The 21,211-nt window shown below is 60.3% G+C and carries 14 protein-coding genes; 7 read left to right on the forward strand and 7 right to left on the reverse strand.

Going from position 1 to position 21,211, the window contains the following annotated elements:
• Window positions 1–7: 7 nt before the first annotated feature.
• The gene (betT, locus tag GXP72_RS05835; RefSeq protein WP_208763592.1) at window positions 8–2,041 is read left to right on the forward strand and encodes a choline BCCT transporter BetT; all 2,034 of its coding nucleotides are present in this window, start codon (window positions 8–10) and stop codon (window positions 2,039–2,041) included.
• Between the two features lie 46 nt (window positions 2,042–2,087).
• Here the strand turns inward: betT and GXP72_RS05840 are convergent, their stop codons facing one another.
• The 3 genes from GXP72_RS05840 to GXP72_RS05850 all read right to left on the reverse strand — a co-directional run bounded on the left by GXP72_RS05840 (window position 2,088) and on the right by GXP72_RS05850 (window position 7,581).
• Window positions 2,088–4,193 carry a prolyl oligopeptidase family serine peptidase gene (locus GXP72_RS05840; RefSeq protein WP_090417862.1) on the reverse strand — a complete coding sequence of 702 codons (2,106 nt, stop codon included), beginning with the start codon at window positions 4,191–4,193 and terminating at the stop codon, window positions 2,088–2,090.
• A gap of 322 nt (window positions 4,194–4,515) precedes the next feature.
• Complete coding sequence (gene entD / locus GXP72_RS05845) at window positions 4,516–5,169, reverse strand: enterobactin synthase subunit EntD (protein ID WP_208763899.1); 654 nt, start codon at window positions 5,167–5,169, stop codon at window positions 4,516–4,518.
• A 162-nt stretch (window positions 5,170–5,331) separates the two neighbouring features.
• Window positions 5,332–7,581, reverse strand: a complete 2,250-nt coding sequence (locus GXP72_RS05850) for a TonB-dependent siderophore receptor (protein WP_208763593.1) — start codon at window positions 7,579–7,581, stop codon at window positions 5,332–5,334.
• Window positions 7,582–7,725: 144 nt separating this feature from the next.
• On the opposite strand from GXP72_RS05850, the gene fes reads away from it, so the two are divergent.
• The 3 genes from fes to entF are packed head-to-tail and all read left to right on the forward strand — an operon-like array spanning window position 7,726 to window position 13,002.
• Window positions 7,726–8,925 carry an enterochelin esterase gene (fes, locus tag GXP72_RS05855; protein ID WP_208763594.1) on the forward strand — a complete coding sequence of 400 codons (1,200 nt, stop codon included), beginning with the start codon at window positions 7,726–7,728 and terminating at the stop codon, window positions 8,923–8,925.
• A gap of 10 nt (window positions 8,926–8,935) precedes the next feature.
• Entirely contained in the window at window positions 8,936–9,148 is a 213-nt protein-coding gene (locus GXP72_RS05860; RefSeq protein WP_061715786.1) for an MbtH family NRPS accessory protein, read from the forward strand.
• Entirely contained in the window at window positions 9,145–13,002 is a 3,858-nt protein-coding gene (gene entF, locus GXP72_RS05865; protein ID WP_208763595.1) for an enterobactin non-ribosomal peptide synthetase EntF, read from the forward strand. The genes GXP72_RS05860 and entF overlap by 4 nt, the downstream gene beginning before the upstream one ends.
• Window positions 13,003–13,069: 67 nt before the next feature.
• On the opposite strand, the gene fepC is transcribed toward entF, so the two are convergent.
• The 3 genes from fepC to fepD are packed head-to-tail and all read right to left on the reverse strand — an operon-like array spanning window position 13,070 to window position 15,860.
• A complete protein-coding gene (gene fepC, locus GXP72_RS05870) occupies window positions 13,070–13,870 on the reverse strand; it encodes an iron-enterobactin ABC transporter ATP-binding protein (protein ID WP_208763596.1) in 801 nt (266 codons plus the stop codon).
• The gene (gene fepG / locus GXP72_RS05875) at window positions 13,867–14,856 is read right to left on the reverse strand and encodes an iron-enterobactin ABC transporter permease (protein ID WP_208763900.1); all 990 of its coding nucleotides are present in this window, start codon (window positions 14,854–14,856) and stop codon (window positions 13,867–13,869) included. Before fepG ends, fepC begins: the two co-directional genes overlap by 4 nt.
• Window positions 14,856–15,860: a Fe(3+)-siderophore ABC transporter permease gene (gene fepD / locus GXP72_RS05880; RefSeq protein WP_208763597.1), complete on the reverse strand. Its 1,005-nt coding sequence runs from the start codon at window positions 15,858–15,860 to the stop codon at window positions 14,856–14,858. Before fepD ends, fepG begins: the two co-directional genes overlap by 1 nt.
• Before the next feature lie 108 nt (window positions 15,861–15,968).
• On the opposite strand from fepD, the gene entS reads away from it, so the two are divergent.
• Window positions 15,969–17,216, forward strand: coding sequence for an enterobactin transporter EntS (gene entS / locus GXP72_RS05885; protein ID WP_208763598.1), 1,248 nt, complete (start codon window positions 15,969–15,971; stop codon window positions 17,214–17,216).
• A 47-nt stretch (window positions 17,217–17,263) separates the two neighbouring features.
• Here entS and fepB read toward each other — a convergent pair whose 3' ends face one another.
• Window positions 17,264–18,223, reverse strand: a complete 960-nt coding sequence (fepB, locus tag GXP72_RS05890; protein WP_208763599.1) for a Fe2+-enterobactin ABC transporter substrate-binding protein — start codon at window positions 18,221–18,223, stop codon at window positions 17,264–17,266.
• Window positions 18,224–18,411: 188 nt separating this feature from the next.
• On the opposite strand from fepB, the gene entC reads away from it, so the two are divergent.
• Window positions 18,412–19,587 (forward strand): isochorismate synthase EntC, encoded by a 1,176-nt coding sequence (gene entC, locus GXP72_RS05895; protein WP_048993159.1) that lies wholly within the window; start codon window positions 18,412–18,414, stop codon window positions 19,585–19,587.
• Between the two features lie 9 nt (window positions 19,588–19,596).
• Entirely contained in the window at window positions 19,597–21,207 is a 1,611-nt protein-coding gene (entE, locus tag GXP72_RS05900; protein ID WP_208763600.1) for a (2,3-dihydroxybenzoyl)adenylate synthase EntE, read from the forward strand.
• Window positions 21,208–21,211: the final 4 nt, after the last annotated feature.

Here is a 21,211-nt window from a genome sequence, read left to right on the forward strand (position 1 = left end):
ATACTGGATGACAGACCTTTCACAGGACAGAGAAAAAGACAAAATCAACCCGGTCGTTTTTTATACGTCTGCCGGGCTGATTTTGTTGTTTTCCCTGACAACGATCTTCTTTCGCGATTTTTCTGCCGAGTGGATTGGGCGCACCCTGAACTGGGTGTCGAAGACCTTCGGCTGGTACTACCTGCTGGCGGCGACGCTCTATATCGTCTTCGTGGTCTGCATTGCCTGCTCGCGCTTTGGTCCGGTGAAGCTCGGGCCAGAGCAGTCAAAGCCCGAGTTCAGCCTGCTGAGCTGGGCCGCGATGCTGTTTGCCGCGGGCATCGGCATCGACCTGATGTTCTTCTCCGTGGCGGAACCGGTCACGCAGTATATGCAGCCGCCGGAAGGGGCAGGGCAGACGATGGAGGCCGCGCGCCAGGCGATGGTCTGGACGCTGTTCCACTACGGCCTGACCGGCTGGTCAATGTACGCCCTGATGGGCATGGCGCTGGGATACTTTAGCTATCGTTATAATTTGCCCCTCACCATCCGCTCCGCGCTGTACCCGATTTTTGGTAAAAAGATAAACGGCCCGATTGGCCACAGCGTCGACATTGCGGCGGTGATCGGGACCATCTTCGGTATCGCGACGACGCTTGGGATTGGCGTGGTGCAGCTTAACTACGGGCTGAGCGTGCTGTTTGATATTCCGGATTCGATGGCGGCGAAAGCGGCGCTGATTGCGCTTTCGGTCATTATCGCCACCATTTCGGTGACGTCGGGCGTCGATAAGGGCATCCGCGTGCTCTCCGAGCTGAACGTGGCGCTGGCGCTGGGCCTGATCCTGTTCGTGCTGTTTATGGGCGATACCTCGTTCCTGCTCAATGCCTTAGTACTCAACGTGGGCGACTATGTGAACCGCTTTATGGGCATGACGCTGAACAGCTTCGCCTTCGACCGCCCTGTAGAGTGGATGAACAACTGGACGCTGTTCTTCTGGGCGTGGTGGGTCGCGTGGTCGCCGTTTGTTGGCCTGTTCCTGGCGCGTATTTCGCGTGGCCGCACCATCCGCCAGTTTGTGATGGGCACGCTGATCATCCCGTTCACCTTTACCCTGCTGTGGCTGTCGGTGTTCGGCAACAGCGCGCTGCACGAGATTATCCACGGCAATGCTACTTTCGCGCAGGAAGCGATGGCGCACCCGGAGCGAGGCTTCTACAGCCTGCTGGCGCAGTATCCGGCGTTCACCTTTAGCGCCTCCGTGGCGACTATTACCGGCCTGCTGTTTTACGTCACCTCGGCGGATTCCGGCGCGCTGGTGCTGGGTAACTTCACCTCGAAGCTGAAGGACATCAACAGCGATGCCCCGAACTGGCTGCGCATCTTCTGGTCCGTCGCCATCGGCCTGCTGACGCTCGGCATGCTGATGACCAACGGCATCTCGGCGCTGCAGAACGCCACGGTGATCATGGGGCTGCCGTTCAGCTTCGTCATCTTCTTTGTCATGGCCGGGCTGTATAAGTCCCTCAAGGTGGAAGATTACCGCCGCGTCAGCGCCAGCCGCGACACCGCGCCGCGCCCGATGGGCGCGCAGGACAGGCTGAGCTGGAAGAAACGTCTGTCGCGCCTGATGAACTACCCGGGCACGCGCTACACCAAACAGATGATGGAGACGGTCTGCTTCCCCGCCATGGAAGAGGTAGCCCAGGAGCTGAAGCTGCGTGGCGCCTACGTGGAGCTGAAAAACCTGCCGCCGGAGGAGGGCGAGACCCTGGGGCACCTGGATCTGCTGGTGCATATGGGCGACGAGCAGAACTTTGTCTACCAGATCTGGCCGCAGCAGTACTCGGTCCCCGGCTTTACCTACCGGGCGCGCAGCGGGAAATCGACCTACTACCGGCTTGAGACCTTCCTGCTGGAAGGGAGCCAGGGGAACGATTTGATGGACTACAGCAAGGAGCAGGTAATTACGGACATTCTGGATCAGTATGAACGGCACCTGAACTTTATCCATCTGCACAGGGAAGCGCCGGGGAATAGCGTGATGTTCCCGGATGTTTGAACCATTTCGTGTATGAATGACAGGGCACCCGTAACGGGTGCCGCTATCATCTATCCTGAACGTGAAGACCGGTTTTCCAAATAAAGAAGCTTACCGTGTCGACTAATTTTGAATCGGCCTCGGCATAGGTTGCCGCACTGTGTCCTCCCTGACGGTAAGCCAGAACCAGCACGCTGCGCGGCGAGCCTATTTCCTCTAAACGGGCGGCGAATTTTGCTGTTTGCCACGGGGAAACGCGCTGGTCATGCAGGCCCACGGTTAACAGCACGGGAGGATAACGTTTTTCAGGTACCAGATGCCGGTAAGCATCTATTTTCAGTAAGTTTAGCCTGCCAGACGGCGTCAGCGGCGATCCCAGTTCGTCATAGTTCATCACGCCTATCGGAATGTTATCCAGTCGGCTGGTATTGAGCATCCCTGCGTCTATGGCCACAGCGGCAAACAGTTCCGGGCGACGGGTCATCGCCATACCCACGATAATTCCCCCCGCGCTTTCACCCCCGATTGCCAGTTTTGACGGTGAGGTGTAGCGACTGTCGATAAGATATTCCGCGCAACGGATAAAATCGGTAATGGAATTTTCTTTCTTATCTGCTCTTCCTGCTTCGTGCCATTCAGGGCCCATTTCACCGCCTCCGCGTACATGCGCGATAGCGAGAATACCGCCTTGTTCCAGCCAGAGCAGACGGGTCAGATCGAATGAAGGAAACGTACTCACGCCGTACGCGCCATAAGCCGTCAACCAGGTAGGGACCGAACCATCGCGCGCAATGCCTTTACGGTATATGAGGGTCAGTGGGACGCGAATATTGTCTGCTGTAGTGACCCATTTTTCTTCCGTCACATAGTCTGTCAGGGGCTGGCTTAACGGCGGTATTAACTCTGTTTTCTGGATAATGTTGTCCGCAGGTTGATAATGATAAATGACGGGGGGCTTCAGCCAGCCCTGGCGGGTGAAGAGAATGTCCTGACTATCGCTGCTGGCAAATATCGCACTCACGTCTTCATTTGCGGGGACCGGAATTGTCTGGTGTTTATTGATTTCAGCAAACGGAATACGCATGAATTTACTGCTGCCAGCGTCATGATAAACCACATAAAGTGAATCCCTGCTCAGGCTTAATTGTGTTAACTCTCCGTTCGACCAGCTCATCACGGGTTCTTTGGTGGAGGCAGGAGCCGCCAGATTGATGCGTGAAATATCATAGCCTGAGGAGGCGTTATAGCTCGCCAGATAAATCCACTCCCCGGAATAAACAAAGGCAGAAACATTTTCATCGGGATCAACAATCCTGATCCAGTTGAGCGTGCCGTTGCCATCTGCGTCTTTTTTAGCGGAAAAAAGAGAGCTGCCATAACCGCTAATGGATTTTGACACGTTAACAATCAGGTAGTCAGAATCAGGGGAGGCGTAAAGATTAACGTTTTCGCAGGACTGCTGTGCGAGTTCTGGAATGGTGCGCCAGTCAAACGTCATAATATCGTTGTTGCTTTCTATATGGTGGAGATAGACCTTGCCGCAGGTCTGCCGTCCTGAATCCTGAGTTGTAGTGTTCAGGCTGTAATAAAAGGACTGATTATCTGCGGCCCAGACAACATTGGGGTAGCGAACGGCGGGGATGCGAGTGTCTAATACCACGTTATCAGCCACTCCGATCACCGTGATATCCGTGCTTTCCGTTCCATTTCGTGAGCGCCCAACGGCAACGAAGCGACCATCATGTGAAGGAATGAAAAAGTTAATCCCATAACCCACAGGCGGATCGATGAGCACACGTTCAGGCTTTCCCGCTTGTTTTACAAACAGCCGCAGGTAGGGATGTTCGACCGATGAGCGGAGATAAAAACGATTGTCTCCCGCATCATAAATGTCTGAAATAGTGGGGGCCGTATTCACTAACTCGCTCAACCTTTTCGCCAGCACGTTTCGCCAGGGAAGGGCGTGGAGCATGTTAACCGTCTGGTTTGAGCGTTGATTTAACCAGCGCGCGGTCTGTTGGGGGTGAGTTTCCATCCAATGATAAGGATCCATGTCATCCTCATAGGGATTTTCGTTAGCATGAACGAAAAAGAGACAGCCAAAAAATGCGAGGGTACTAATAATTATCTGCTTGCTGATATGTTTTATTCTCGGTATCAGACAATGTTTCATTTCTGGCTGGGCTCATGTTGTTCTGTTAGTGGCGTTAGTTGAGTACGTCATGTTTCCTTAGTCACATCGAGCTAATGTAAAACAGCGAAGGAATAATGTTCCTGAAAATATAAAATTGAAATAACTTATTTTGTATTTATTGATTTTTTATCCTCGTGTTTTTGATCTGGCTCGAGGTTTTATGACCAAATTCTGTTATGAAAAAAATCGCCCGCATACGTTTAAATGCTTCAGGAAGATTTTGGTGGTTATTATAAATGGTAGGGAGTGAGAGTTTCGTTATTTTTAGTCTTTAATTGCCGGGAGCAATAAACGGGCAGCATTATTCCTGAACGACAATCAAGGTATATACCTCTTCTTTAACACGTTGCCAGGCGAGGCTAAAGCATTTTCCCTGCTGATAACGGCCCGCCGGATGGCTGAGCGTCAACGCGATAGTTTGCTGATTCAACGCCGTGACCCGTGCACAGTCGAATCCCATGTAGTGCCTTGCCGTAGGGAACAGGGCTTTAAACAAACTTTCCTTGGCGCTGAATGCAAGCGTCAATGCCAGCGCAAAGGGGTAGCCCGAACGCTTCAGGCACATCGCTTCCTGTGCATCAATGATGCCGTCCTGGATTTCGCGGGCTTCACGGTCAGGAAGAATGGCTTCGCAATCAATACCCACAAGCGCATATGGATGACGGACGGCAAGCGCCATCGCCTGCGTGCCGCAGTGGGTGATGCTTCCTGAAACGCCGTCAGCCCAGAGAGGTTCACCGCTGGGGCCGATGCCGGGCACGGTGTGGTCAGGTAAGGCATGCGCGGCGGCGATGCGGCCTGCCAGATGCTCGGCTTTGCGTTTGCGCCCGGCGTTTGAAAGCTCGGCGTGGTGGGGGAGCCAGAGGAGATCGGCGTCGGTGAAGGTGGTTGGGTCGAAGGTAACGTGGTGGACGGTGTGGCCGGCGAGAATGAACGTGCTGTGGGTGGTGTGCATGGTTTTTTCCTTCAGAATTGTGCGGCCTGATGCCCTCACCCCGGCCCTCTCCCACGGGGAGAGGGAGCAAACACTAAAAACGGCAACAGGGTTGCCGTTTTGCTTTCACCTCGCCCTCACCCCGACCCTCTCCCACAGGGAGAGGGGGAGTTACTGCCTGTATCAGAAACGCGTATTCACGCTCATGTACCAGGTGCGACCCGGTTCATTATACGTATACGCACCCGCACCGTACATATACGCACCGGTGGTGGTGTTTCCGGTTGTCTGGGCATTACCCGCGCGCCACTGGCGTTTGTCAAAGACGTTGTCCACGCCGCCGGTCAGGCTGACGTTTTTGGTCATGTCCCAGGTCGCGCTCAGGCCAACGATGCTGTACGGACTGACTTCGTCTTTTTCAGACCCGGTCACCGGCTGACCTTTGTAGTTGTACTTTTTCGGCTGCTGCTTGCCGTACCAGGTAAAGGTCGACTGGAGCGACACGTCCTGATGCACCTGCCAGCTCAGGGTTGAGTTCAGCGTGTACTCCGGAATGATCGACAGACGGTCGCCGGTCTCCTTGTTCTTGCTCTGCAGCATGTAAGTGATGTTGTTGGTCCAGTTAATCGTGTCGCTGACCGGCACGTTCAGGGAGCCTTCCAGCCCTTCGACGACTGCTTTAGGTACGTTTTCCCACTGGTAGATGTCGGTCTGCACTTTACCGGAAGAGGTGTGACCAATCGGCGCGTAGCCCGCTTCAATCTTGTCGCGGTAGTCGTTGCGGAACCATGTGACGCCCGCCAGCCAGCCGTCGCGCTTCCACTCCAGACCAATCTCTTTGTTGATGCTGGTTTCGGCCTTCAGGTCGTCGTTACCCATCATGTAGCAGCCCACGCCGTCGGAGCTGGCGTAGCAGCCCTGGCCTTTACTGTAAAGCAGGTAGTTCGGGTTGGTCTGGTACAGGCTCGGCGCCTTATAGGCGCGGGCGATCCCCATCTTCAGAGTGAAGTCATCCCCCAGGCCCTGCGACAGGTTAAGTGACGGGCTCCAGTTGTTGCCGACGATGGTGTGATGGTCGAAGCGCAGGGCAGGGGTCAGCATGGTGCTGTCGGTCAGCTCCATGTTGTTTTCGGCGAACAGAGAGAAAATCTCTGCCGACGTGTACGGGCTGCGGTCGTTGCTCATGCCCGGAATGGTGCCGCCCTGCTGGGTTTGGGTGAAGGAGGTCGAGTCCTTCATGCGCTGCTGGTTCCACTCGGTGCCGAGCGTCAGGTTCTGGTTGACGATGAAATCAATCGGCAGGTTGACTTCGCTGTGCAGCATCACGTCGGCCAGATCGGTGTCGGTGAATTTATTACTGTTGAACAGACCTTCCAGGCCGCCTGCCAGCCCTTCGCCCAGACGGGAGTTGCGGGTGTGCTCGTACTGCGCCCAGTTGCTGGTGGTAATGCCGTTATCCCAGCCGCCGTTCCAGGTCACCGCGAAGTTCTGGCGATAGATACGGTTGGTCTCTTTGCCGTAGTTCTTTTTCACCAGACCGCTGGAGCTGTTGTCGTTGTTGGTGTTCTGCGTGTCGCCGGCGTAGAGGTTGTTCTGACGGCTGTAGCCCGCCTCAAATTCCAGAGACTGCATCGGCGCAAAGTCCCAGCGCACCACGCCGTTAATGTCTTTGTTTTCTACACCCTCGCGGCCCGCGGGCAGCGTGTCGGCGTAGGCACCGGTTCGGTCAGACTGGTGACCCTGGTTGATGTCCCACGCGTCGGCCTGGGTTTTGTCCAGATTGCCGTACATGCGGAAGCTGAAGTCGCCGCCCAGCGGGCCGCTCAGGCTAAAGTTGGTGCGCTTGGTAGACCCTTCATCCTTGTGCTCAGGCGCATTCAGGTAGGTGTTCCAGGAGCCGTGCCACTGGTCGTCGAATTTTTTAGTGATGATGTTTACCACGCCGCCTGCCGCGCCGTTGCCGTAGCGCGCGGCGGCCGGACCGCGGATCACTTCGATGCGCTCGATCATCTCCGGCGGCACCCAGCCGGTATCGCCGCGGGTGTCGCGCTCGCCGCGCCAGCCCAGACGGATGGAGTTTCGGCTGGTCACCGGCTTGCCGTCGATCAGGATCAGGGTGTTTTCTGGCCCCATGCCGCGGATATCAATCTGACGGTTATTCCCGCGCTGGCCGCTGGTGGAGTTACCGGTCAGGTTAACGCCCGGCATGGTGCGGATGATTTCCGCCACGTCCCGCGCGGGCGGGTTTTTACGGATCTCATCGGCGGTGATGGTCGATACCCCCGGCGCCTGCAGATTCTGCTCGGCGGCGGTGATCACCATCGTGTCTTCGTGCTGCGCAGAGGCGGTGTTGTCGTCTGCCAGAGCGGGCAGCGCGACGCCGTAAATCCCTAAATTGACCAGCAAGGCCAGAGAGTGAATCTTCTTATTCATTGTACGTCCTGCTTTTGTGGTTGTTTTATGAGCGCTTCCCACAGCGCGGGCACTACGCTATTGCAAATGCAAATAGTTATCAATAATATTATCAATAAAATTTGCTCTGAAACAAAAAAGACTGTTAAACATGAGGTTATAAGGGTGACGGCGTTAACAACGGGAAGTGAAGCGTGGTGGCAGTCGAAAAACGGGCCTGAATGGAAGCCGGAAAAGGGAAACTATCGCGTCACGTTCTGGTGGCGTGACCCGGCAGGAACGCAAAGAACGTCACCGATCAAACGCGTCTGGCTCTACGTCACCGGCGTGACCGATCACCACAAAAATGCCCGCCCGCAGTCCCTCGAACGCATGCCCGATACCGACGTCTGGCAGTGGCAGGGCGATTTCAGCCCCGAGTGGCGCGGAAGCTACTGTTTTATCCCTTCCGTGAATGAAAACGATTTTGCCGACGCGGTATTCGAAGGCGAGCAGCCGGACCGCATGGCGCTGCGCGAAGGCTGGCGCAAGCTGCTGCCTCATGCGGTTTCCGACCCGCTGAATCCGCAGAGCTGGCGCGGCGGGCGCGGCCATGCCGTCTCCGCGCTGGAAATGCCGGAAGCACCCGTTCAGCCGGGGTGGAATCATCCCGATACGCCGTATCAGCCGCCAGTCTGCATTGAGTGGGAAAGCGTGCGCCTGAAAAATCGCCGTCGCGTCTGGATTTTCACTACCGGGGGCGACGACCCGGAACGTCCGCTGGCGGTGCTGCTTGACGGGCAGTTCTGGGCCGAAAGTATGCCGGTCTGGCCTGCGCTGGCGTCGCTCACCGCCGAGCGCAAATTACCGCCTGCGGTCTACGTCTTAATCGATGTTATCGATATGGAGCATCGCAACCGCGAGCTGCCGTGTAATCCCGATTTCTGGCTGGCGGTGCAGGAAGAACTTCTCCCCCTTGTTAAAAAACGCGTGCCGTTTAGCGACCGTGCTGACCGTACGGTGGTGGCTGGCCAGAGCTTTGGCGGTCTCGCGTCGCTTTATGCTGGCCTCCACTGGCCGCAGCGTTTTGGCTGCGTGCTTAGCCAGTCCGGCTCCTACTGGTGGCCAGACCGTGGCGGCCAGCAGGACGGGCTATTAATCGAACAACTTAAAGCCGGTGAAATATCTCCTCGCGGGCTACGCATCATTCTTGAAGCCGGGCGCAACGAGCCGCTCATCTTCCGCGCGAATCAGGCGATTTACGCCGAGCTGCACGCGTACCAACCGGTTTTCTGGCGTCAGGTTGACGGCGGACACGATGCGCTTTGCTGGCGCGGTGGGCTGACGCAGGGGCTGATGACCCTCTGGCAGCCGCTTATTCACTAACGGAGTCTGTATGGAATTCAGCAATCCTTTCGATAATCCGCAGGGACAGTTCGCCATTTTGCAAAACGACCAGGGGCAGTACAGCCTGTGGCCGCAGCAGTGCGAACTGCCGGCGGGGTGGCACGTGGTGTGTGAAGCACAGTCTCAGGAGGCATGCCAGCAGTGGCTTGTCGGGCACTGGCAAACGCTTGAGCCGTCTCACTTTGCGGGGGAGTACGCATGATCCGTCTTCCTCTCGTCGCCGCCCAGCCGGGGATCTGGATGGCGGAACAGCTGTCCACGCTGCCAAACGCCTGGAGCGTGGCACACTACACCGAGCTGAAAGGCGATATCGACGCGCCGCTGCTGGCAAAAGCGATTGCTGAAGGCATGATGCAGGCCGATACCCTGCGGATGCGTTTTGCCGAGGAGAACGGCGAGGTGTGGCAGTGGATGGACGAGTCCACGATCCTGCCTGAGCCGTCCATCGTTCGCGTTAACTCTCACGACGACGCCATGACGCTGATGGAATCCGATCTTGACCAGAACCTGCGCGTCGACAGCGGTCAGCCGCTGGCGTTTCACCAGCTGATTCAGGTGGGTGAAAGCCACTGGTACTGGTATCAGCGCTATCACCATCTGGTGGTGGATGGCTTCAGTTTCCCGGCGATTACCCGCCAGATCGCCGCGATTTACGCCGCGTGGAAAAAGGACGAACCTACGCCCGCATCTCCGTTTACGCCGTTTGCCGGGGTAGTGGACGAGTATCAGCGCTATCGCGACAGCGAGGCGTATGCGCGCGACGGCGCGTTCTGGGCAGAGCAGCGCAAGGAGCTGCCTTCTCCGGTCTCGCTCTCCTCCGCGCCCCTGCCTGGACGCGCCGCCACGACCGATATTCTTCGCCTAAAGGTTGCCGCCGACGGCCGCGCCTTTAGCCAGCTTGCGCAGGCGGCAGAAAAGGTACAGCGCACCGACCTGGCCCTTGCGCTGGTGGCACTGTGGCTGGGCCGCCTGACCGGGAGGCTGGACTATGCCGCCGGGTTTATCTTTATGCGCCGCTTGGGCTCCGCGGCGCTGACCGCGACCGGGCCGGTGCTTAACGTCCTGCCGCTGGCGGTCAATATCGATCCGCAGGAGAGCCTGCCCTCGCTGGCGCTGCGCCTGGCGAACCAGCTGAAAAAAATGCGCCGCCACCAGCGCTACGACGCCGAGCAGATCGTGCGCGACAGCGGGAAAGCGGCGGGCGATGAAGCGCTGTTCGGCCCGGTGCTGAACGTTAAAGTGTTCGACTACCAGCTGGATATCGACGGCGTGGAGGCCATCACCCACACGCTGGCGACCGGCCCGGTGAACGATCTGGAGCTGGCGCTGTTCCCGGACGAACAGGGCGGGTTGAGCATTGAGATCCTCGCCAATAAGCAGCGCTACGATGAAGCGACGCTTTCCCGACACGTCGCGCGTCTGAACGCGATGCTAATGCAGTTTGCGGCTAATCCGGACCTGCGCTGTGGCGAAGTGGAAACCGTTTCAGAGCAGGAATATCAGCAGCTGGCGCGCATCAACGATACCGGGCTGGCGCTGCCGTCCACCACGCTCGCGGATCTGGTGGCGGAGCAGGCGAGCAAAACGCCGGACGCCCCTGCGCTGGCGGACGCGCATATTGAGCTTAGCTATCGTCAGATGCGCGAGCAGGTGGTCGCGCTGGCAAACCTGCTGCGCGCGCGCGGCGTGAAGCCGGGCGACAGCGTGGCGGTGGCCCTGCCGCGCTCGGTGTTCCTGACGTTAGCATTGCACGGCATTGTGGAGGCGGGCGCCGCGTGGCTGCCGCTCGACACCGGCTACCCGGACGACCGCCTGCGGATGATGCTTGAGGACGCGAAGCCGTCCCTGCTCATTACTACCGACGAACAGCTTCCGCGCTTTAGCGATCTGCCTATTACGACGTTTAGTTACAACACACTGTTACCGACCGCGGATGCTGAGCCGCTGCGGCTGGCGACGCCGGAGCAGACGGCGTACATCATCTTTACCTCCGGTTCGACGGGGCGCCCTAAAGGGGTCATGGTCGGCCATACCGCCATCGTTAACCGCCTGAAGTGGATGCAGGATCATTACCCGCTGGACGCGACGGACGTGGTGGCGCAGAAAACGCCGTGCAGCTTTGACGTGTCGGTGTGGGAGTTCTGGTGGCCGTTTATCGCCGGGGCGAAGCTGGTGATGGCCGAGCCGGACGCGCACCGCGATCCGCAGGCGATGCAGAGCTTCTTCACCCGGTACGGCGTGACCACCACCCACTTCGTGCCGTCGATGCTGGCGGCGTTTGTTGCCTCGCTGACGCCGGAAAACGTGGCGTGCTGTAAAACCCTTAAGCAGGTGTTCTGCAGCGGCGAAGCGCTGCCAACCGAACTGTGCCGCGAGTGGGAGCAGTTGTCCCATGCGCCGCTTCACAACCTCTATGGCCCGACGGAAGCGGCGGTGGACGTGAGCTGGTATCCGGCGTTTGGTCCCGAGCTGGCGGCGGTGGAGGGCAATAGCGTGCCGATCGGCTTCCCGGTCTGGAACACGGGGCTGCGCATTCTGGACGCGATGATGCGCCCGGTGCCGTTCGGCGTGGCGGGCGATCTTTATCTCACCGGCATTCAGCTGGCGCAGGGGTATCTGGGCCGTCCGGACCTCACCGCCAGCCGCTTTATTGCCGACCCGTTTGCGCCGGGCGAGCGGATGTACCGCACCGGAGACGTTGCCCGTTGGCTGGACAACGGCGCGGTGGAATACCTGGGCCGCAGCGACGACCAGCTTAAAATTCGCGGCCAGCGCATCGAGCTGGGTGAAATCGACCGGGCGATGCTGTCGCTGCCGGACGTGGCTCAGGCCGTGGCGCACGCCTGCGTGTTCAACCGGGCGGCGGCAACAGGTGGCGATGCCCGGCAGCTGGTGGGGTACGTGGTTTCTGAAACCGGCTTACCGCTGGACCGCGACGCGCTGCTCGAATCGCTCAAGGCACAGCTGCCGCCGCATATGGTGCCGGTGGTGCTGCTGCAAATCAGCGCGCTGCCGCTGAGCGCCAACGGCAAGCTTGACCGCAAGGCGCTGCCGCTGCCGGAGCTGACCAGCAAAATCTCCGGACGTGCGCCGGAAAGCGAATCCGAAATTGCCGTCGCGCAGGCGTTTGCCGCGCTGCTGGGCTGCGAGGTCAACGACATTGAGGCCGACTTCTTTGCCCTCGGCGGACACTCGCTGCTGGCGATGCGTCTGGCGGCGCAGCTTAGCCGCGCGTTCGAGCGCAAGGTTACGCCGGGGCAGATTATGGTCGCCTCCACGGTGAGCAAGCTGAGCACGCTGCTGGACTCGCAGATGAGCGACGAGCAGGCGCAGCGTCTGGGTTATGAAACGCTTCTGCCGCTGCGCGAGAGCGGCGGCCCGACGCTATTCTGCTTCCATCCGGCGTCCGGCTTCGCCTGGCAGTTTAGCGTGCTGGCGCGCTACCTCAGCCCGCGCTGGTCAATCGTCGGCATTCAGTCGCCGCGCCCGGACGGGCCGATGCAGCAGTGTGCGGATCTGGATGGAGTGATTGAGCATCATCTGAATACGCTGCGTATGCAGCAGCCGCAAGGGCCGTATTATCTGTTCGGCTATTCCCTCGGGGGTACGCTGGCACAAGGGATTGCCGCCCGTCTGCGCGAGCAGGGTGAAGAGGTGGCCTTCCTCGGCCTGCTGGATACCTGGCCGCCGGAAACCCAGAACTGGGCGGAAAAAGAGGCCAACGGCCTTGACCCGGCGGTGCTGGCAGAGATCGAGCGGGAACGTCAGGCGTTTATCGCCGCCCAGCAGGGGCAGGGCTCCAGCGAGCTGTTTAATGCTATCGAAGGCAACTACGCCGACGCGGTGCGGCTGCTCACCACGGCGCACAGCGCGCGGTTTGACGGCAAAGCGACGCTGTTCGTCGCCGAGCGCACGCGAACGATGGATCCGCAGGTTGCCTGGGCGCCGTGGGTGGCGGAACTGGAGGTGTACAGTCAGGACTGCGCCCACGTGGATATCATTTCACCGCAGGCGTTTGAGAAAATTGGGCCAGTGTTGAAGAATATTTTGAGGTAACGTCAAAAGCGCCGGGTGGCGTTGGGTTTGCTCCCTCTCCCTGTGGGAGAGGGCCGGGGTGAGGGCATCAGACCGCACGCTTTCCAAGCGGCACCACCAGCGGCGTACCCGCTACCGGATCGTCAATAATAATGCAGCGCATGCCGTAGATCCGCTCGATCAGCTCCGGCGTCACAATCTCTTTCGGCGCGCCCTGCGCCACAATCTCACCGTCTCGCAAGGCAATCAGATGCGTAGCGTAGCGGCACGCCTGGTTTAAATCGTGCAGCACCGCTGCCAGGGTGTACCCCTGCGCGCGGTTCAGCTCGCTCAGCAGCTCCAGCAGATCAATCTGATGGCTGATATCGAGCCAGGTCGTCGGCTCGTCCAGCAGCATGATGGAGGTCTCCTGCGCCAGCACCATCGCGATCCACGCGCGCTGACGCTGTCCGCCGGAAAGGGTATCCACGCTTTGCTGAGCGAGATCGGTAATGCCTGTCGCCCGCATCGCGAGGTTCACCGCCTCGTCATCTTCCTTGCGCCAGCGGGTAAACAGCGGCTGGTGCGGGTAGCGCCCGCGCGAGACCAGCTCCTGCACCGTGATGTCCCCCGGCGTGGTGGCATTTTGCGCCAGCAGCCCGATGCGCCTGGCCACCTCTTTGCTGGCGAAGCGCTGGATCTGCTCCCCGTCGAGGAGCACGCTGCCTTCTGCCGGCGTCATCAGGCGGCTCAGGGTGCGCAGCAGGGTTGATTTTCCGCAGCCGTTAGGGCCGATAATTGCCGTGAAATGGCCGTCCGGAATGGTGACGGATAAGTCACGGGCAATGATTTTTTTGCCGTAGCCGAGGGTGAGATTTTCGCCGCGCAAGCGGGATGCGAAGTCTGTCATTTCTTGCGTGACTCCTGAACGAGCAAGACGATAAGGTAAATGCCGCCGAGGCTGACGGTCACCACGCCCACCGGCAGCTGGTAAGGCATAAACAGCCGCTGGGCGCAGAGATCGGCGGCCAGCAGCAGCACAGCGCCGCATAGCGCCGCCTGAGTTAATCCCCAGCGCGCGGTACCGCTAAGTCGCCGCGCGATATGCGGCGCGACGAGGGCAATAAACGAGATCGGCCCGGCGATAGCGGTGGAGGCGGCGGTCAGCAGTACGGCGACCAGCATCAGCATCAGGCGCGAGCGTTCGACGCCCACGCCCAGCGCGCAGGCGCTGTCGTCGCCCATCTCCAGCAGCCGCATGCGCCGCACCAGCAGCAGCGCGCCGATAAACATCAGCACAATCAGCGGTGCTGCGGGCCAGGTTTTGCCCCACGTCAGGCCGTTGAGGGAACCGGCGTACCACAGCCCGGCGGAGAGCGCGGTTTCCAGCGAGGCCTGCAGTAAAAGCCAGGTGTTAAAGGCCATCAGCATGGCGCGGATACCAATCCCGATGATGATCAGGCGGAAGGTGTCGATACCGTTGCGCCAGGCCAGCGCCCAGATCAGTAAGGACGTCAGAATGCCGCCCGCCATCGCCGTAAAGGTAATGGCCGTCAGGTGCTGACCAAACAGCACCATCGCCACCAGCACGCCGCTCCAGGCCCCGGTATTGAGGCCCATCACGTCCGGGCTGCCGAGCGGGTTGCGCATCAGCGACTGGAATATCGCGCCGCTGACGCCAAGCGCCGCGCCAACCAGGATCGCCATCGCCACGCGCGGCAGTCGCCATTCGGTGACCACCATGGTGATGTTACGCGGCGCGCTGCCGGTGAGAGCATGAAAGACCTGCGCGAAATCAAGCGTTACGGCACCGCTTTGCAGGCTCCAGACCGCCAGCAGCAGACTGGTGACGACCAGCAGAGCGACGCTGGTGAGTAATCGACGGGACGGGGCCATCATGCGCCACCCCCGCGTCTGCGTCGTACCAGGAAGATCAGCACCGGCGCGCCGATAAAGGCGCTGACCACCGAGACGCGCAATTCACCCGGCACCAGCAGGCGGCCCAGTACGTCGGCAAACAGCAGCAGGGCAGGGGTGGCCAGCAGCGTCACCGGCAGCGACCAGCGGTGATCCGCACCTACCAGCCAGCGCGCCATGTGCGGCATCATCAGGCCAATAAAGGCGATCGGGCCGACCACGGCGGTCGCGCTGCCGCACAGCACGGTGATGGCGAGCAGACCAATCAGCTGCGTACGTGCCACGCGGTTGCCGAGGGCTGTCGCGGTGTCGCTGCCGAGGCTCAGGCTGTTGAGCGACCGGCTTAAAAACAGCGCCACGGCAGCGGCAATCATCACCGGGATCGCCACCACTTTCAGGGTTTCAAGAGTGCGGATATCCAGCGAACCGGCCTGCCAGAAGCGTAGCTGGTCGTAAACGTCCGGGTTGAGCAGGGCGATGCCGTTGGATAAGCCTTCCAGCACCGCCGCGAGCGCCACGCCCGCCAGCGTCAGGCGCACCGGGCTCAGCTGTCCGCCGCCCTGGCTGCCGGTAAAGGCGACGACCAGCGAGGCGGCCAGCGCGCCGCAGAAGGCCATCACCAGCTGTTCAGAGGGCGACGTCAACCCGAACAGCGCCGCGCCCAGCACGATGGCAAAGCTGGCACCGGAGTTCACGCCGAGAATGCCGGGGTCGGCCAGCGGGTTACGGGTGAGGGTTTGCATCAGGGCACCGGCAAGGCCGAGCGCGCCACCGGCCAGCAGTCCGGCAAGGGTGCGGGGCAGGCGGGCGTCGAGCACAATGACGCAGTCGGCGCTCTGGCAGGTACCGGAGAGCGCATCAACGATAACGGACGCGGGCAGAGGCTTCGCGCCAACCAGCAGGCTGAGTGCAATCGCCAGGCTCAATAGCAGCAATAAAACGGGCACGGCAACGGCGCGCACCGAAGAAGAGGAAAACGACATAGCAACATCCATGATTTGATAATGATAGTGATTATCGTTATCTATCTTATTTGGCTATGTTAGCATGTGCGCCCATGGAATGGGTAGAATTACACTCAAGGCTTTGTCATGAATCAAAAACCCTGGCTGCTCAACCTCAGCCTGCTCAAAACGCACCCGGCGTATCGCGCCGTTTTTATCGCTCGCTTTATCTCCATTTTGTCCCTCGGGCTGCTCGGCGTGGCCGTGCCGGTACAGATCCAGACTATGACCCACTCCAGCTGGCTGGTGGGGTTATCCGTCACCTTAACCGGCGGGGCGATGTTTATCGGTCTGATGGTCGGCGGCGTGCTGGCGGACCGCTACGAGCGCAAGAAGCTGATCCTGCTGGCGCGCGGTACCTGCGGCGTGGGCTTTATCGGGCTGTGTCTGAACGCTATGCTGCCGGAGCCGTCGCTGATCGCCATTTATGCCCTCGGGCTGTGGGACGGTTTCTTTGCCTCCTTAGGCGTGACGGCGCTGCTGGCGGCGACGCCCGCGCTGGTCGGGCGCGATAACCTGATGCAGGCGGGGGCGATCACCATGCTCACCGTGCGTCTGGGCTCGGTGATTTCGCCGATGGTGGGCGGCCTGCTGCTGGCAACCGGCAACGTGGCGTGGAACTACGGGCTGGCGGCGGCGGGGACCTTTATCACCACCCTGACGCTGCTGCGCCTGCCGCTGCTGCCGCCTCCGCCGCAGCCGCGCGAGCATCCGCTGACATCACTGATGGCCGCTATTCGTTTCCTGTTCAGCAACCCGCTGATTGGCGGCATTGCCCTGCTCGGCGGCCTGCTGACCATGGCGAGCGCCGTGCGCGTGCTCTACCCGGCGCTGGCGGGAGAGTGGCAGATGAGCACCTCGGAGATTGGCATTCTCTACGCCGCCATTCCGCTCGGTGCGGCCTGCGGGGCGCTGACCAGCGGCAACCTGGCGCAGAGTGCGCGTCCGGGGCTGATTATGCTGCTTGCCACGCTGGCCTCGTTTATCGCCATCGGCTTCTTTAGCCTGATGCCGGTCTGGGCGCTCGGGGTGCTGTGTCTGGTGATTTTCGGCTGGCTGAGCGCCATCAGCTCGCTGTTGCAGTACACCCTGATCCAGACCCAGACGCCGGAAGGGATGCTCGGGCGCATCAACGGCCTGTGGACGGCGCAGAACGTGACGGGTGATGCCATCGGCGCGGCGATACTCGGCGGGCTGGGGGCGATAATGACCCCGGCGGCGTCGGCGAGCAGCAGCGGGTTTGCGTTAGCGATAGTTGGTGGGATTTTGTTAGTGGCGCTGGTGGAATTGCGCCGATTCAGGCAGGAGAGTGTGTTGAACGACGGTGCGGCCTGATGCCCTCATCCCGGCCCTCTCCCACGGGGAGAGGGAGGGGAAAATGCCTACTTAAATAACGTATTCAATCTGTCTAATACCAACATCGCGCTGTAATAATCCAGGCGGAACGTCTCGGTTCCCAATGCCCAAACCCGTTTGTTTTTCACCGACGGCAGGTGCGCCAGCAGCGGGTTGGCGTAAATCGCCGCCACGTCTTTCTCGTCACCGGCAAACACAAACAGCCCTTCGCCGTTCAGCCCCGTCGCCAGGTTTTCCCCGCCCAGCTGGATAATGTCGTGGCGCTTACCCTGGCTAGTTGAGGTCTGCAATCCGGCAGGCAGCTCCGCCAGCGCAAAGCCCAGCTGGTGCAGCAGCTTGCCCTGCGCGGATTCCGCGGTCCACAGGTTGGCGCTGTGCGCGGCGGCGGTGTAGACGATGGCGTTCACCGGCTGCGGCGGCAGCTTCATCTGCTGTTTCACCTGCGCGAGCTGTTTATCAAACGTGGCAATGCGCTCTGCGGCCTGCTTTTCCTGTCCGGTGATGGTGCCCAGCTGAGTTAGCAGCGCCTGCCAGCTCTTGTCGTCGTAGTTGATGATAAGCGTCGGGGCGATGGCGGAGAGCTGATCGTACAGCGCCAGTGCGGAATCCCCGCCGGTGGCGCTGATCAAAATCAGATCCGGCATTTGCGCGGCGACCGCTTCAGCGCTCGGCTCGCCAATGTACAGTCGCGCAACCTTCCGCTGCTTCGCGATATCACCCCACTGGCGCATGAAGCCCTGCCCATCCGCCACGCGGTTATTCGGCGTGGTCGCGCCGCTGGCGACGACCGGTGCGTCAATCGCCAGCAGGGAGCCGGTTAAGGTCACGCTGGTGGAGACAATGCGCGTCGGTTTGTGCTCAAGGGTATGTACTCCGCGGCTGTCGGTTACCTGACGCGGCCAGTCGGCGGCAGCGGCTGAGGTAAGTCCTAAAACAAAAAGTGCGAATAAAAGCAGGGAATTACGGAAAACGGCGGGGAATTTCACAGCGCGACATCCTGTTTTTGTTGAAGATAATGCTTCTCATTTTCATGGTTGCCGCGAAGGGATGCAAGCTTTTGTCGCACAAGTTATTTGCCCGACGGTTGACAGCGAAGCGATGTGGGATTAGGTTAGCCGACGAAAATATAAATGATAATCATTATTGCTTCTTTTATCATTTTGAGGAGGATGATATGGATACGTCCCTGGCTGAGGAAGTTCAGCACACCGCAACCACGCTCGAATCAGACCGCTTTTTCTTTATGTCGCCTTACCGCAGCTTTACCACGTCCGGCTGCTTTGCCCGCTTCAGTGAACCCGCCGTTGGCGGCGACGATCCGGCAGGCCGTTTCCAGCAGAAATTAGCCCAGGCTTTCCAGAACGCGAAGGCCAGCGGCATCGCCCATCCGGTGATGGTAGGGGCTATCCCGTTCGATACCCGCAAGCCATCCTCTCTGTTTATTCCACAACGCTGGCAGACCTTTTCCCGTCCGGCGCGTCAGCAGTCCGCACGCTATTTTTCCGGCTCGCAGGCGCTGAAGGTGGAACAACGCACCGAGATCCCGCCGCAGCCCGTGTTCGAAGAGATGGTTGCCCGCGCCGCGTCGCTCACTGCCACGCCGCAGGTGAACAAGGTGGTGCTGTCGCGCCTGATTGATATCACGACCGATAAGCACATTGATAGCGGCGCGCTGATGGAGCGCCTGATCGCTCAGAACCCGGCGAGCTTTAACTTCCACGTGCCGCTGGAAGACGGCGGCGTACTGCTCGGCGCCAGCCCGGAACTGCTGCTGCGCAAAGAGGGTGGGCACTTTAGCTCGCTGCCGCTGGCAGGCTCCGCGCGTCGTCAGCCGGACGACTTGCTTGATCGTGAAGCGGGCAACAAGCTGCTGGCCTCTGAAAAAGACCGTCACGAGCACGACCTGGTGACCCAGGCGATGAAGGCCATTCTGGCACCGCGCAGCCACCATCTCAGCATGCCGGATTCGCCTCAGTTGATTACCACGCCGACGCTGTGGCATCTGGCAACGCCGGTAGAAGGCGAGGCGCGTAAAAATGAAAACGCCCTGACGCTGGCCTGTCTGCTGCACCCGACGCCGGCGCTGAGCGGTTTCCCGCATCAGGTGGCGAAAGACCTGATCGCCGAGCTGGAGCCGTTCGACCGCGAGCTGTTCGGCGGCATCGTCGGCTGGTGCGACAGCGAAGGCAACGGCGAGTGGGTGGTGACCATCCGCTGCGCGCGTCTTCGTGAAAATACCGTTCGCCTGTTTGCCGGTGCGGGCATTGTGCCTGCCTCCTCGCCGGTGGGCGAGTGGCGCGAAACCGGCGTGAAGCTTTCCACCATGCTCAACGTGTTTGGTTTGCACTAAGGAAGACTCATGACCATCCCTTTTACCCGCTGGCCTGAGAAATTCGTCCGGCGCTACCGCGAAAAAGGCTACTGGCAGGATCTGCCGCTGACCCACATCCTGACGGATCGTGCGGATAGCGATGCCGTGGCGATAATCGACGGCGAGCGGCACATCACCTATCGCGCGTTTAATCAGGCGGTGAACAACCTGGCGTCCGCCCTTCAGGCTCAGGGGCTGCACCGCGGCGAGACGGCGCTGGTGCAGCTTGGCAACGTGGCCGAATTTTACATCACCTTCTTCGCGCTGCTGCAAATCGGCGTCGCGCCGGTCAACGCGCTCTTTAGCCATCAGCGCAGCGAGCTGAACGCCTACGCGGAGCAGATCAAACCCGCCGTGCTGATTGCCGATCGCGACCACGCGCTGTTCGCGGACGATGAGTTCCTTAACGCCTTTGTGGATGCGCACCGCTCGGCACGGGTCGTACTCCTGCGCGGCGATAAGGGTGACTACGCCCTGGAAGCGGCGATTGCGCGTCCAGCTGACAACTTCATCCCTAACCCGACGCCCGCCGACGAAGTGGCATTCTTCCAGCTCTCCGGCGGCAGCACCGGCACGCCGAAGCTGATCCCGCGCACGCACAACGACTATGACTACAGCATTCGCCGCAGCAACGAGATCTGCGGCATTACTGCGCACACCCGCTATCTGAACGCGCTCCCTGCGGCGCATAACTACGCCATGAGTTCGCCGGGCTCGCTGGGCGTCTTCACGGCGGGCGGCTGCGTGGTGCTGGCGAACGATCCGAGCGCGACGCTCTGCTTCCCGCTGATTGAACGGCATAAGATTAACGTCACCTCGCTGGTCCCTCCGGCGGTGAGCCTCTGGCTGCAGGCGATTGCCGACGGTGCGGGGAACGCGCAGCTTAACTCCCTGAAGCTGCTGCAGGTGGGGGGCGCACGCCTCTCCGCCACGCTTGCGGCGCGCATTCCGGCGGAAATCGGCTGCCAGCTTCAGCAGGTGTTCGGCATGGCGGAAGGGCTGGTGAACTACACCGCGCTCGACGACGCGCCGGAGCGCATCATCAACACCCAGGGCCGCCCGATGTGCCCGGACGACGAAGTGTGGGTGGCGGACGAGCACGGCAACCCGCTGCCTCGCGGGGAAGTCGGGCGTCTGATGACGCGCGGTCCGTATACCTTCCGCGGCTATTTCAACAGCCCGGAACACAACGCCAGCGCCTTCGACGCCGACGGCTTTTACTGCTCCGGGGATCTGATCGCCATTGACGAGCAGGGCTACATCACCGTGCAGGGACGCGAGAAGGATCAGATCAACCGCGGCGGCGAGAAGATCGCTGCAGAAGAGATCGAAAACCTGCTGCTGCGCCATGAGGCGGTGATCCACGCCGCGCTGGTGAGCATGGAGGACAGCCTGCTGGGCGAAAAAAGCTGCGCGTATCTGGTGGTGAAACAGCCCCTGCGCGCGGTCGAGGTGCGTCGCTTCCTGCGCGAGCAGGGCGTCGCCGAATTCAAGCTGCCGGACCGAGTGGAGAGCGTGGATGCGCTCCCGCTGACGCCTGTCGGCAAAGTCGATAAGAAACAGTTGCGCCTGTGGCTTGCTGAACGCGCCCGGGGCTGAGGAA

The sequence above is a fragment of the Enterobacter sp. SES19 genome, assembly GCF_011765665.1.
Classification (GTDB): domain Bacteria; phylum Pseudomonadota; class Gammaproteobacteria; order Enterobacterales; family Enterobacteriaceae; genus Enterobacter; species Enterobacter pseudoroggenkampii.

Coding starts and splice junctions, on each gene's coding strand:
- betT (WP_208763592.1), top strand. CDS start 8: ATGACAGACCTTTCACAGGACAGAGAAAAAGACAAAATCAACCCGGTC.
- GXP72_RS05840 (WP_090417862.1), bottom strand. CDS start 4,193: ATGAAACATTGTCTGATACCGAGAATAAAACATATCAGCAAGCAGATA.
- entD (WP_208763899.1), bottom strand. CDS start 5,169: ATGCACACCACCCACAGCACGTTCATTCTCGCCGGCCACACCGTCCAC.
- GXP72_RS05850 (WP_208763593.1), bottom strand. CDS start 7,581: ATGAATAAGAAGATTCACTCTCTGGCCTTGCTGGTCAATTTAGGGATT.
- GXP72_RS05860 (WP_061715786.1), top strand. CDS start 8,936: ATGGAATTCAGCAATCCTTTCGATAATCCGCAGGGACAGTTCGCCATT.
- entF (WP_208763595.1), top strand. CDS start 9,145: ATGATCCGTCTTCCTCTCGTCGCCGCCCAGCCGGGGATCTGGATGGCG.
- fepC (WP_208763596.1), bottom strand. CDS start 13,870: ATGACAGACTTCGCATCCCGCTTGCGCGGCGAAAATCTCACCCTCGGC.
- fepG (WP_208763900.1), bottom strand. CDS start 14,856: ATGGCCCCGTCCCGTCGATTACTCACCAGCGTCGCTCTGCTGGTCGTC.
- fepD (WP_208763597.1), bottom strand. CDS start 15,860: ATGTCGTTTTCCTCTTCTTCGGTGCGCGCCGTTGCCGTGCCCGTTTTA.
- entS (WP_208763598.1), top strand. CDS start 15,969: ATGAATCAAAAACCCTGGCTGCTCAACCTCAGCCTGCTCAAAACGCAC.
- entC (WP_048993159.1), top strand. CDS start 18,412: ATGGATACGTCCCTGGCTGAGGAAGTTCAGCACACCGCAACCACGCTC.
- entE (WP_208763600.1), top strand. CDS start 19,597: ATGACCATCCCTTTTACCCGCTGGCCTGAGAAATTCGTCCGGCGCTAC.